The following is a 13007-nucleotide window of genomic DNA, read 5'->3' as shown; positions in this document are numbered from 1 at the left end:
CACCATGAATGACATCCGACAGACACAGCCCACTCTTCTCTACGTCGATGACGAAGAGTTGGCCTGCAAATATTTCGCGCGCACCGTAGGTGCCGATTACGAGGTCCTGCTCGCGACGAGCAGCGACGAGGCGATCGCTATCCTCGAGCAGGACAACGCCCGCATCGCGGTGCTGGTCACGGACTTCCGCATGCCGGGGCGTGACGGTGGCGACCTGCTGCGCCAGGTGGCGCTGGAATATCCGCACATCGTGCGGATTCTGGTCACTGCTTATGCAGACGTCGAGATGTTATTGCAGACGGTCAACACCGGCGAGGTGTTCCGCATCCTCGAAAAGCCGCTGAAGCCGGCGGCAGTGCGCGATACGCTGCAACTGGCGTTTGATCGTTACCACGAACGCGCGATGCAGAATCAGCGCCTGATCGCCATCGACGAAACCCTGGCGTTCATCGCGCACGAACTGAACACGCCGCTCGCGGCGATCGCGTTGAACGCGCACAGCATCGAAGATCGCATCGACGCGGAGCGCGATGCGGAAGGCGAAATTCTCGGCGCCGCGAAATCGATGCGCGAGAGCGCGCAGTACTGCATGGCGGTGGTGTCGTCCTTCTGGCGCTCGGTGCACAACGGGCGGCGCCGGCAACTGGAGGGCGACGAGGCGCGCATCGAGAGTACCGCGCATGGGCTGATCTCGGCGTTGCTCGATACGTATCCGTTTACGACCGCGCAGCGCTCGTGGGTACAGGTCGACGTCGACAGCGACTTTGCCGTGCTCACGCAACCGAATTGCGTGGCGCTCGTGCTGTCGTCGCTGTTGTCCAACGCGTTGCGCGCGCTCGCGGATGTGCCGTCGCCGTCGGTGCGCTTTACCGTGACAACGGAACCCCACCCGAGCATCGGCATCTGCGACAACGGGCCGGGAATTCCGCCCGAGATCAAAGACCGCCTGTTGACGGACCCAATTACAACGCACGCGAAATCCGGGGGGAACGGCTTGGGCCTGATTCTATGCAACCGTGTCATGCAGTCCTGTGGCGGCGGACTCAGGATCGAGTCCACGTCGTGGGGAGGCACCACCGTAGTGCTGGATTTCCCCCATATCAAAGGTCAAACGCACAGGAGTTGTTGATGAACGAAGCAAAAGCCACAGAGGAGTTGGCGCCGGCGATCATTTTCGTCGATGACGAAGCTACCGCCGTAAAGTACTTCCAGCGTGCCATCGGAAGCCTGGCGCCGGTCCTGACTGGCGGCTCGGTGGAAGAGGGCAAGGCGCTGCTCGACGAGCACGGCGACAGGGTGGGGGTGCTGGTTTCCGACCAGCGTATGCCGGGCGAGTTCGGCAACGAGCTGCTGCGCTATGCGAGCGAGCGCTTTCCGCATGTCGTGCGGATCCTGACCACCGCGTATTCGGAAATCGATCAGACCGTCGCGGCCGTCAACCTCGGTCATATCCATCGCTACATCAAGAAGCCTTGGGACATCACGGCGCTGCGCATGGAGCTGAAGCAGGCGCTCGAGCTTGCCGAGCTGCGCAAGGAGCGCGATACGCTGGTGCGCGAGAAGCTGGGCGTGCTGCAAAAGCAGGTGGTCGCCACTCGCATCGGTCTGGTGCGTTCGCTGTCGGCCACGCTGATCGGGCCCGAGCGCTTTCAGCCGGTCGAGACGTATCTCGCCGCAGCGGTACTCGCCGACGTGCCGAACTCCGAGCCGGACTGGCTGCTGCAGGACTACTCCGATCTGATCGCGGCCGAGAGTGCCCGCAGCGGCGCGTTCGGTCATACGGTGGCCGCGCACCTCGCCACGCTGCGTAACCGTCACGGCAGCGCGAGCGTGACTGCGAGCGACGCACTGACGACGCTGGCCGGGGTATTTTCCGAGGCAGGCATCAATGTGCGCCGCGAAGGCGATGGTCTCGTGTGCGACCAGCCGGCCACACTCGCGGAGTTTCTCGCGGAGCCGGGCAACAACGCGGTGTCGAGCGGGCACGCGGTATGGCTGGCGAGCCTTCTGTGGCTCGACGGCAATGACGTTGCACTGCAGCCGGCCAGTGAAGGCGATGCGATCGCGTTCCGGCCGGCGCAGCGCGGTAGCGAGTTCGCCGCCGATCGCCTCGCCACGTGGATCGAGCAGTTCTGATTACCTTGCTTCGAGGGCGCGGCGTCTGACGCGCCCATCCTGCTACCGGCTTCGCGCTGCAGCCCGCCGCGGCTAGCAGCGCGACGCTGCAAGCGTTGCCTGTCAGGCCTGACTTCTCAAGCCTGAACGCGCGGCGCGAAGCGCCGCGTACGAATCCATTTGGTCGCCACCCACTTGTCGCCCGTGCGCAGCGGCGTGCTCGCGTGCAGCGAGCTCGGATCGCACAGCCCGTAGCGGTTCCCATATTCGAAGTAGAGCGCGTGCCCGCGCTGCGGTGCGACCGACCAGCCAAGCTGCGGAAACACCGTCTCACCGCCGCCTTCGACATCTTTCAGATACATCAGCAGCGTGCCCATGCGCTGGCCGCTGCGCGCGATCGACTCGCGATTCGCTTCGTTGCTCGTCATCAGATAGTCGACGTGCGGCGTCGACTCCGCGCCTTCCTGATAGTGCAGCATTTGCAGGCCTTCGCCGTTCTCGACCGGGGTTGCCGTGAGTTCCGCGATGCGCGCCTCGATGCGCGAGATCAACGGCGTCTCGCCCAAACGGAAAAACATCCCGTGACTGCTGCGATGACCGGCGATCACATCGCGGCCGGTCACTGGATCGACGACGGCCGACCGGTCGAGCCGCGGCTGTGCGAGCGCGATCAGCTGCTCGCATTCATCGGCACTCAGGAAGTTGGCGATGTGCACGGCGGCCGGTCGTTGCAGCCGCGACAGCACGCGCACCTTGCGCTCGCCGAGTTGGATCAGCGGAGCGTCGGGCACGCGCAGCGGCTCGGGCTGGTAGCTGAGCGGCGCGCTGCCGACTTCGAGCTTGTCGCCGGGCAGCGCCATACCGTACAGGAACGCCGATGCGACCGCATCGACCATCGCCGACGCGAGCTCGGCCGCGTTGTCGCGGCTCACCAGTTCGTTGACGATCGCTTGGGGCGCGACGCCGCGCGAAAGGTTGGCGGCGATCCAGTCGCGGACTTCGGCTGGGAAATTGACGGTGATGGACATCGGGGCGAGGTTGTGGGGTGTCGTGACAGTCGCGGCGCGCGCGACGCTGGCTCGCGATGATAGCGGACGATTGTGACGATTCCGGACGCACGGCCCGGTTGTCAGTTGGCTGTCGTCTGTTACCGCATATTGCGATGTCCCGCCGGGCCCATAACTCTGCCCATGCGGGTGTCCGCCCCCACGTGCCGCCCGATCGATGCCCCGGACTCTTCCAGCGGCCAACATGTTGCGCCCCTGTAACTCAAGGCCGGCGCAAGCCGGTTACATTCACGCATGCCCGTATTCAAGCCCTCGCCCCACTTCCTTACGTCTTCATAACAACACGTCCGGAGGCGTTCGACTGATGACAACGCGCGTGAACCATGGCACTTTTGCGCAGTCCCGTCAGCGGACGAGTTTCCAACCGAGTATCGACACCAATATCCGTTCCCGGAGATCAACATGAGCGAAACCGTGTCCCCGCCGCCAAAGCGCTCCCGACGCGGGCTCATCATCTTCGCGGTTGTCGTGCTCATGCTGGTCGCGCTCGTCGTGGTTCATCTGATGACTCGCAAGAAGCCGGTGCGCGAGAACGCGGCGATCGTCGTCACCGTCGCGCAGGCGACGCTCGGTTCGATGCCGGTCACGCTGAGCGAGCTCGGCACCGTCACGCCGATCGCAACCGTGACCGTGCTGCCGCAGCTGAGCGGCTATCTGACCGAAGTCGGCTATCACGAAGGCCAGGAGGTGCAAAAAGGCCAGTTCCTCGCGCAGATCGATCCGCGCCAGTATCAGATCAGCAAGCAGCAGGCGGAAGCGACGCTCGCGAAAGACCGCGCGTCGCTCGCGCAGGCGCGCGCCGATCTCGAGCGCTATACGCAGTTGAACGAACGCAAGTCGATCGCGCAGCAGACCTTCGCGGATCAGCAATTCCTCGTGCAGCAGGACGAAGCGGCGGTGAAGGTCGACCTCGCCAACATCGCCCAATTCGATCTCGACCTCGCCTATTGCCGCATCACCGCGCCGATCGCGGGCAAGGTCGGCTTGCGGCTCGTCGATCCGGGCAACTATGTGACCGCGTCGTCGTCGACCGGCATCGTCGTCATCACGACCGTGAAGCCGACCACGGTGCAGTTCACGGTGCCGCAGGATTCGCTCGCGTCGATCGTGCAGCGTCTCGCCACCGGCGCGAAGCTGCCGGTCACCGCGTATTCGAGCGATAACTCGCGCGAGATCGCGACCGGCACGCTGTACGCGGTCAGCAACCAGATGGCGACCGCGACCGGCACCGTCACCTTGCGCGCGACCTTCGCGAACGACGACGAAACGCTGTTCCCGAACGAGTTCGTCAACGTGAAGCTGCTCGTCAACACGATGCAGAACGCGGTGCTCGTGCCGACCGCCGCGGTACAGTCCGGCGCGCCGGGCGACTTCGTCTATCTGGTCAATCCGGACAGCACGGTGTCCGTGCACAAGGTCAAGCTCGGACCGAGCGACGGCAAGAACACGGTGATCGTGTCGGGACTCGCGGCCGGCAACCCGGTCGTGACGGACGGCATGGATCGTCTGAACGACGGCGCGAAGATCCAGCCGGCGCATCCGAAGTCCGCCGCCGGCCCGAAAGCGCCCGCCGCCGCGTCCGAAGCCGCGCCGGCGTCGAGCGCGTCGGCATCGCCTGCGCCGGCCGCGTCCGAAGCCGCCTCGTCGTAACGGACCCCCGCGCCGATGAACATTTCCCGCCTGTTCATTCTTCGCCCGGTCGCGACGCTGCTGCTGATGATCGCGCTCGTGCTCGTCGGTCTGATCGCGATGCGCGTGCTGCCGGTGTCGTCGCTGCCGAACGTCGACTATCCGACGATTCAGGTGCAGACCTTTTATCCGGGCGCGAGCCCGACGGTGATGGCGACCACTGTGACCGCGCCGCTCGAGGTGCAGCTCGGCGAGATTCCGGGCCTGCAGCAGATGACCTCGTACAGTTCGGACGGGGCGTCGGTGATCACGCTGCAGTTCGATCTGTCGCTGAACCTCGACATCGCCGAGCAGAACGTGCAGCAGGCGATCAACGCGGCGAACAGCTATCTGCCGTCTGGCTTGCCGGCGCCGCCGACCTACGCAAAGGTCAATCCCGCCGACCAGCCCATTCTGACGCTCGCGGTCACCTCGAAGTCGATGTCGCTGACGCAACTGGAGGACGTTGCGAACAACCGCCTCGGCACGAAGATCTCGGAAGTGGCGGGCGTCGGCGTCGTGACGACGAGCGGCGGCAACGTGCCCGCGATCCGCGTCGAAGCCGACCCGCACAAGCTCGCCGCCTACGGTCTGAACATCGACGATTTGCGCACGCTGCTGAGCTATGTGAACGTGAGCCAGCCGAAGGGCAATTTCGACGGCCCCGATCTCGACTACACGATCAACGGCAATGATCAGATCACCGATCCGAAGGACTACCTCGACACCGTAATCGCCTACCAGAACGGCTCGCCCGTATTCATGCGAGACGTCGCGCGCGTAAGCCAGGCCGCCCAGGACGTCGAGCGCGGCGCCTGGTACAACGGCTCGCCCGCGATCGTGCTGAACGTGCAGCGCCAGCCGGGCGCGAACGTGATCCAGACGGTCAACCAGATCATGAAGGAGCTGCCGCAGCTCGAATCGACGCTGCCGGCCGGCATGAAAGTGACCGTGGTGTCGGACAGCACCGGCGTGATCCGCGCGTCGGTCGCGGACGCCGCGTTCGAACTGATTCTCGCGATCGTGCTGGTCGTCGCGGTGATCTTCGTGTTCCTGCGCAACGTGCCCGCCACGCTGATTCCGAGCATCTCGGTGCCGGTCTCGCTGATCGGCACGCTCGCGGTGATGTACCAGCTCAACTACTCGATCGACAACCTGTCGCTGATGGCGTTGATCATCGCGACCGGCTTCGTGGTCGACGACTCGATCGTGATGATCGAGAACATCGTGCGCTATCTGGAAGAGGGCATGTCGCCGCTCGAAGCCGCCCTCGAAGGCGCGGGGCAGATCGGCTTCACGATCCTGTCGCTGACTATTTCGCTGATCGCGGTGCTGATTCCGCTGTTGTTCATGGGCGGCGTGATCGGGCGGCTGTTCAGCGAGTTCGCGGTGACGCTCGCGGTCACGATCGTGATTTCGGCGGTCGTGTCGCTGACGGTGGTGCCGATGCTGTGCGCGCGGATGCTGCGCGCGCAGGCCGAGCGCCATCCGAGCCGCTTCGAGCGCATCAGCGAGGGCCTGTTCGACAAGACGCTCGCCGCCTACGAGCGCGGCCTGCGCTGGGTGCTCGATCATCAGACGCTGACGCTGATGGTCGCGATCGCCACCGTGGTGCTGACCGGCATCCTGTATGTGGTGATTCCGAAGGGACTGTTTCCGGTGCAGGACGTCGGCGTGATCCAGGGCATCAGCGTCGCCGACAACTCGGTGTCGTACGCGGCGATGGTGCAGCGCCAGAGCGCGCTCGCCGAGGCGGTCCTGAAAGACCCGGACGTGGTCTCCCTGACGTCGTACGTGGGCATCGACGGCACCAATGCGACGCTGAACAACGGTCGCTTCCTGATCAATCTGCGCGAGCGCGACCAGCGCTCGGACACCGCCCAGGAAATCGCGCGCCGGCTCGCGCAGGAAGTCGCGCACGTGCCCGGCGTGAAGCTGTTCATGCAGCCCGCGCAGGACCTGACGCTCGACACGACCGTGTCGCCGAACCAGTACAGCTTCGTGTTGCGCGGACCGAGCCAGCAGGCGTTCCAGAAGTACGTGCCGGAACTCGTCGCGCGCCTGAAGCAGATTCCGTCGCTGTCGGACGTGCAGAGCGATCTCAATAGCGACGGCCTCAGCGTGAACGTCGAAGTGAACCGGCAACTGGCCGCGCGCTTCGGCATCACGCCCGCGACGATCGACAACGCGTTGTACGACGCGCTCGGCCAGCGCATCGTGTCGACGATCTTCGAGCAGTCGGCCCAGTACCGCGTGATTCTGGTCGCGAAGCCGGAAACGATGCCGACCGTGCAGTCGATCGGCAATCTGTATCTGCCGAGCCAGACCAGCAGCACGGGTCAGGTGCCGCTTTCCGGCATCGCGAAGATCCAGATCGCGAAGGCGCCGCTCGTGATCAGCCATCTCGCGCAGTTTCCGTCGGTGACGGTGTCGTTCAATCTCGCGAAGGGCGCATCGTTGAGCACCGCGGTCAAGGAGATTCACCAGGCCGAGCAGTCGATCGACCTGCCGCCGTCGATCACCTCGTCGCTGCAAGGCGCGACCGCGGCGTTCGAGGATTCGCTCTCCAGCGAGGTCTATCTGCTGATCGCGGCGCTCGTTGCCGTGTATATCGTGCTCGGCGTGCTGTACGAGAGCTTCATCCATCCGGTCACGATCCTGTCGACGCTGCCGTCGGCCGGTATCGGCGCGCTGCTCTCGCTGATGCTCGCGGGTATGGATCTCGACGTGATCGGCATCATCGGCATCGTGCTCTTGATCGGCATCGTCAAGAAGAACGCGATCATGATGGTCGACTTCGCGCTCGATGCCGAACGCAATCATGGCAAGGCGCCGCGCGATGCGATCTTCGAGGCGTCGCTGCTGCGTTTCCGGCCGATCCTGATGACGACGTTCGCCGCGATGCTCGGCGCACTGCCGATGCTGCTCGGCACCGGCACCGGTTCGGAACTGCGCCGGCCGCTCGGTCTCGCGATCATCGGCGGCCTGACGCTGAGCCAGGTGCTGACGCTGTTCACGACGCCGGTGATCTATCTGTTCTTCGACCGTATGGCCACGCGTGTGAACCGCTGGCGCGCCGAGCGCGCTAAGCGCAACGGCGGCGACGAGCCGGGTGGGCGTCCGCCGGAAGGCGGCGCGGAGGGCACGCGGTGAACATCCCGGCGATCTTCATCCGGCGGCCGGTCGCGACGACGCTGCTCGCGATCGCGATCCTGATCTCCGGCACGCTCGCGTATTTCCGCATGCCGGTCGCGCCGCTGCCGAACATCGCGTTTCCGGTGATCGTCGTGCAGGCCAACATGGCCGGCGCGAGCCCGAATATCATGGCGTCGACGGTGGCCGAGCCGCTCGAGCGGCGGCTCGCAACCATCGCCGACGTCGCGGAGCTGACCTCGATCAGCTATGTCGGCTCGTCGTTGATCATCGTCGAGTTCGGCCTGAAGCGCGACATCAACGGCGCCGCTCGCGACGTCGAGGCGGCGATCCAGGCCGCGCGCGCCGATCTGCCCACCACGCTGCGCAGCAATCCGAGCTACCGCCAGTACAACCCGGCCGAGGCGCCGATCATGGTGCTGTCGCTGACCTCGGACACGCTGACCAAAGCGCAGCTCTACGACTCCGCCGATTCAGTGATCCAGCAGCAGTTGTCGCAGGTGCAGGGCGTCGGCCAGATCACGCTCGGCGGCGGCGCGTTGCCGAGCGTGCGCGTCGAGTTGCAGCCGGGCAAGCTCAATAGCTACGGGATCGGCATGGAAGACGTGCGCGCGGCGATCAGTGCGGCCAATGCCGACAGCGCGAAGGGGCATATCGACGTCGGCGATCAGCGCTACGTGGTCACCTCGAACGATCAGATCACGCACGCGGCGCCGTATCGCGATCTGGTGGTCGCGTATCGCGACGGCGCGCCGGTGCAGTTGCGCGACGTCGCCCAGGTGCGCGACTCGAACGAAAACATCCGCAACGCGGGGCTCTTCAACGGCAAGTCGGCGATTCTCGTGATCGTCTATCCGATGCCGGGCAGCAACGTGGTCAGCACCGTGCAGCAGATACGCAACGTGCTGCCCGCGATCGAAGCGACGTTGCCGAGCAACGTGCACGTCGATGTCGCGATCGATCGTTCGCAGTCGGTCACCTCGTCGGTCAGCGATACCGAGCGCACGCTGTTCATCGCGGTGCTGCTGGTGGTCGGCGTCGTGTTCATCTTCCTGCAGTCGCCGCGCGCGACGCTGGTGCCGGCGGTCGCGTTGCCGCTGTCGATCGTCGGTACCTTTGGGCCGATGTATCTGCTCGGCTATAGCATCGACAATCTGTCGCTGATGGCGCTGACCATCGGCACCGGCTTCGTCGTCGACGACGCGGTCGTCGTGCTCGAAAACGTCGTGCGATACATCGAGCAGGGGTTGAGTCCGAAAGAGGCCGCGCTGAAGGGTGCGGGCGAAGTCGGCTTCACGGTGATCTCGATGAGCCTGTCGCTGATCGCGGTGTTTCTGCCGATCATCCTGTTTCCGGGCATCGTCGGACTGATGTTCCATGAGTTCGCGATCACGCTGTCGATCGCGATCCTGATTTCGCTGGTGATCTCGTTGACGGTCACGCCCGCGATGTGCGCGTACGTGCTGAGCCGCGACAACGCAGGTCATTCGAAAGCGCGTTGGGCGCGGTGGATCGAGCGGCAGTTCGATCGCTTCAAGCACGTCTACGCACGCACGCTGATGGCCGTGCTCGATCATTCGCTGCTGGTGATCCTGCTGCTGTTCGCGCTGCTGGTCGGCAACGTGTTCATGCTGAAGCTGGTGCCGGCCACCTTCTTCCCCGAGCAGGACACCGGCATCGTGATCGGGCAGATCATCGCCGACCAGAGCATTTCGTTCACGGCGATGCAGAAGAAGCTCGCGCAGTTGCAGTCGATCGTGCAAAGGGATCCGGCGGTGCAGTCCGTCGCGGGCTTTACCGGCGGGCGCGCGCTCAATACCGCCAATGTGTTCATCGAGCTGAAGCCGCTGTCGCAGCGGCACGCAACGGCCACCCAGGTCGTCAACCGGCTGCGGCCGAAGCTCGACGAAGTGTCGGGCGCGCGGCTCTTTCTGCAGGCGCAGCAGGATTTGCGCATCGGCGGGCGGCAATCGGCGGCCGAGTACCAGTACACGCTGACGAGCGACGATTCCGCCGCGCTGTTTGCGTGGACGCCGAAGCTCGTCGCCGCGTTGTCGAAGCAGCGCGGGCGGCTGCTCGACGTGAACTCCGACTTGCAGCAGAACGGCCTGCAGAGCTACCTGACGATCAATCGCGCGACCGCCGCGCGCTACGGTTTTGCGCCGAATCAGATCGACAACGTGCTGTACGACGCGTTCGGCCAGCGCACCGTGTCGACGATCTACAACCCGCTGAACCAGTACTTCGTCGTGATGGAGGTCGCGCCTGAGTACTGGCAGTATCCAGAGACGCTGAACCGGATCTATCTGAGCACGTCCGCCGGCAATCCGACCGGCACGGGCGCGACACAGATGCCGCACGGCACGGTATCGGCAACGACTACCGCGACCACGACCGGCACGTCGTCGAACACGAACTCGCGCAACTCGGACGCGCAGTCGAACGCGACCAACAACAGCATCGCCAACAGCAAGGGCGGCAGTTCGACCGGTAGCGCGGACAGCACGGCTGCCGAAACGATGGTGCCGCTGTCGGTGCTGACCTCGTATAGGAACAGCCATACGTCGACGCAGGTGAACCACCAGAGCGGGCTCGTCGCCGCGACGATCTCGTTCAACCTGCCGGCCGGCGGGTCGCTGAGCCAGGCGGGCGCGGCGATCAACGAAACGATCCGCGAGATCGGCATGCCCGCGAGCATCCACGGCTCGTTCGCGGGCGCGGCGGCGGCCTATTCGCAGTCGATGGGCGTGGTGCCGCTGCTGATTCTCGCGGCGCTCGGCGTCGTCTACATCGTGCTCGGCGTGCTGTACGAGAGCTCGATCCACCCGCTGACGATTCTGTCGACGCTGCCATCCGCGGGCATCGGCGCGACGCTCGCGCTGCTGATCTTCGGCACGCCGTTTTCGGTGATCGCGATGATCGGCATCATCCTGCTGATCGGTATCGTCAAGAAGAACGGCATCATGATGGTCGACGTCGCGATCCAGTTGCAGCGCCAGCAACAGATGCCCGCGCGCGACGCAATCCACGCGGCCGCGCTGATCCGGCTGCGGCCGATCATGATGACGACATTCGCGGCCGTGCTCGGCGCGGTGCCGCTCGCGGTCGGCATGGGCCAGGGCGGCTCGCTGCGTCAGCCGCTCGGTATCACGGTGATGGGCGGGCTGATCCTGAGCCAGATGTTTACGCTCTATACGACGCCGGTGATTTATCTGTATCTCGACCGTCTGCGTGCACGGCTGGTCAGATGGTCCGCGGGGCTGCGCTGGAACCGCGACGCGAAGCCGGGACAAGCGGATACGAAGGCATGACGATGAAGATTTCGACTGAACGAATGACAGGATCTCGCGCCGGGTTGCCGAGCATCGCGACGCTCGCCGTCGCGCTGCTGGCGCTGTTCAACGCCGGCTGCATGGTCGGCCCGGACTATCACCGGCCGCAGGTCAGCGTGCCCGCCACGTACTCGGAACTGCCGGGCTGGACCCAGGCCGAGCCGAACGCGACCGGCCCGAAGGGCACATGGTGGAGCGCGTTCAACGATCCGTTGATCGACGAACTCGAACCGCTCGTCGCGGTGTCGAACCAGACCGTGCGCGTGGACTACGCGAACTACCAGCAAGCGCTCGCCGAAGTGCGCGCCGCGCACGCGGCCCTGTTTCCGACCATCGGCGCTACCGGTTCGGCGACGCGCGAACGCGCGAGCAGCGGTTCGGTCAGTGCCTCGGGAAGCTTCGTCAACGGTACGGCGACGCGCATCGTCAATTCGGGTTCGCTGGAAGGCAACGTGAGCTGGGCGCCGGATCTGTGGGGCCAGGTGCGCCGCACCGTCGAGGAAAACGCCGCGAGCGCGCAGTCGAGCGAAGCGACGCTCGCGAATGCGACGCTCTCCGAGCAGGTCGCGCTCGCGACCGCGATCATCGAGCTGCGCACCAGCGACGCGAACATCGACCTCCTGCAGCAAACGGTCGTCGCGTATCAGCACTATCTCGACGTCGTCACCGAGCAGGATCGCGCGGGCACGATTGCGCCGAGCGACGTGATCACCGCGCGCAGCCAGTTGAATACCGCGAAGTCCGATCTGATCGCGCTCGGCGTCGCGCGCGCGCAGAACGCGCATGCGATCGCGGTGCTGGTCGGCAAGAACCCGGAAGAGCTGTCGATCACGCATAGCACCGCGATGCCGGCGCTGCCGTCGGCGCCGGTCGGCGTGCCGTCGACGCTGCTCGAACGTCGCCCCGACATCGCCGCCGCCGAGCGCAAGATGGCCGCGCAGAATGCGGCGATCGGCGTCGAGGTGGCCGCGTATTACCCGGACATCTCGCTGTCGGCCGTGGCCGGATTCACGCAGTCGCCGCTGTCCGGTCTGCTGAAGGCCGCGAACTACGTGTGGTCGCTCGGCGGCAGCGCGACCGAGACGCTGTTCGACGGCGGCCTGCGCAGCGCGGATGTCGACGCGGCGAAGGCGGCCTACGACGCGGCCGTTGCCAACTATCGCGGCACGGTGCTGGGCGCGTTCCAGAACGTCGAGGACGATCTGTCCGGCCTGCGCATTCTCGCCGAGCAGGCGCTCGTGCTCGAAACGGCGGTGCGCGACGCGGACCGTGGCGCGGAGATCGCGTTCAACGAATACCAGGCGGGCACCGTCGATTACACGACGGTCGCGATTGCGCAAGCGACGCAATTGACGACGCGGCAGACCGCGCTGAACGTGCAGGAATCGCGCTTGCTGCACGCGGCGTCGTTGTTTGGCGATCTGGGCGGCGGGTGGTCGACCGATGAGCTGCATGATCCGCGGCATCCGGCGGCGGCTTCTTCGGCTGCCTCGGCACCTTCTTCGGCTTCCTCGCCTTCGGCTGCGTCTGCTTCATCGGCGACGTCATCGGCGACGTCTGCGGCTATCGTGCCGGGCGCGCGGCAAGTGCGGCACGATCAAAACGACTAAGGACGAGCATTGGCCAAAGGCATCCACGGGCAAGACGTCAGCGACCCGGTATCGACACCCGA

At 65.3% G+C, this 13007-nt stretch carries 7 protein-coding genes; 6 read left to right on the top strand and 1 reads right to left on the bottom strand.

Annotation, left to right across the window (positions count from 1 at the left end):
• The first annotated feature begins 4 nt into the window (after positions 1–4).
• Both OKW38_RS30270 and OKW38_RS30265 read left to right on the top strand, forming a co-directional pair.
• On the top strand, positions 5–1129 hold the full coding sequence (locus OKW38_RS30270) for an ATP-binding protein (protein WP_429333300.1): 1125 nt from the start codon (positions 5–7) through the stop codon (positions 1127–1129).
• Complete coding sequence (locus OKW38_RS30265; protein ID WP_429333301.1) at positions 1129–2136, top strand: response regulator; 1008 nt, start codon at positions 1129–1131, stop codon at positions 2134–2136. The genes OKW38_RS30270 and OKW38_RS30265 overlap by 1 nt, the downstream gene beginning before the upstream one ends.
• A 116-nt stretch (positions 2137–2252) precedes the next feature.
• Here the strand turns inward: OKW38_RS30265 and OKW38_RS30260 are convergent, their stop codons facing one another.
• Positions 2253–3143: a 2OG-Fe(II) oxygenase gene (locus tag OKW38_RS30260; protein WP_429364556.1), complete on the bottom strand. Its 891-nt coding sequence runs from the start codon at positions 3141–3143 to the stop codon at positions 2253–2255.
• Positions 3144–3584: 441 nt separating this feature from the next.
• Here OKW38_RS30260 and OKW38_RS30255 point away from each other — a divergent pair, with 441 nt between their 5' ends.
• From OKW38_RS30255 to OKW38_RS30240, 4 genes are read left to right on the top strand one after another with little or no spacing between them, the layout of a single operon-like run.
• Positions 3585–4832, top strand: coding sequence for an efflux RND transporter periplasmic adaptor subunit (locus OKW38_RS30255; RefSeq protein WP_429364554.1), 1248 nt, complete (start codon positions 3585–3587; stop codon positions 4830–4832).
• A 15-nt stretch (positions 4833–4847) separates the two neighbouring features.
• The gene (locus OKW38_RS30250; protein ID WP_090807722.1) at positions 4848–8003 is read left to right on the top strand and encodes an efflux RND transporter permease subunit; all 3156 of its coding nucleotides are present in this window, start codon (positions 4848–4850) and stop codon (positions 8001–8003) included.
• Positions 8000–11314, top strand: coding sequence for an efflux RND transporter permease subunit (locus tag OKW38_RS30245; protein WP_429364552.1), 3315 nt, complete (start codon positions 8000–8002; stop codon positions 11312–11314). The genes OKW38_RS30250 and OKW38_RS30245 overlap by 4 nt, the downstream gene beginning before the upstream one ends.
• A complete protein-coding gene (locus OKW38_RS30240; RefSeq protein WP_429333305.1) occupies positions 11311–12945 on the top strand; it encodes an efflux transporter outer membrane subunit in 1635 nt (544 codons plus the stop codon). The genes OKW38_RS30245 and OKW38_RS30240 overlap by 4 nt, the downstream gene beginning before the upstream one ends.
• The last annotated feature ends 62 nt before the right edge of the window (positions 12946–13007 follow it).

This window comes from Paraburkholderia sp. MM5496-R1, assembly GCF_050436205.1.
GTDB classification, from domain to species: domain Bacteria; phylum Pseudomonadota; class Gammaproteobacteria; order Burkholderiales; family Burkholderiaceae; genus Paraburkholderia; species Paraburkholderia tuberum.
This window is presented reverse-complemented; position numbering and strand designations above follow the sequence as displayed.

Excerpts from the sequence above, each read along its gene's own strand:
- OKW38_RS30270 (WP_429333300.1), top strand. The coding sequence starts at position 5 with ATGAATGACATCCGACAGACACAGCCCACTCTTCTCTACGTCGATGAC.
- OKW38_RS30265 (WP_429333301.1), top strand. The coding sequence starts at position 1,129 with ATGAACGAAGCAAAAGCCACAGAGGAGTTGGCGCCGGCGATCATTTTC.
- OKW38_RS30260 (WP_429364556.1), bottom strand. The coding sequence starts at position 3,143 with ATGTCCATCACCGTCAATTTCCCAGCCGAAGTCCGCGACTGGATCGCC.
- OKW38_RS30255 (WP_429364554.1), top strand. The coding sequence starts at position 3,585 with ATGAGCGAAACCGTGTCCCCGCCGCCAAAGCGCTCCCGACGCGGGCTC.
- OKW38_RS30250 (WP_090807722.1), top strand. The coding sequence starts at position 4,848 with ATGAACATTTCCCGCCTGTTCATTCTTCGCCCGGTCGCGACGCTGCTG.
- OKW38_RS30240 (WP_429333305.1), top strand. The coding sequence starts at position 11,311 with ATGACGATGAAGATTTCGACTGAACGAATGACAGGATCTCGCGCCGGG.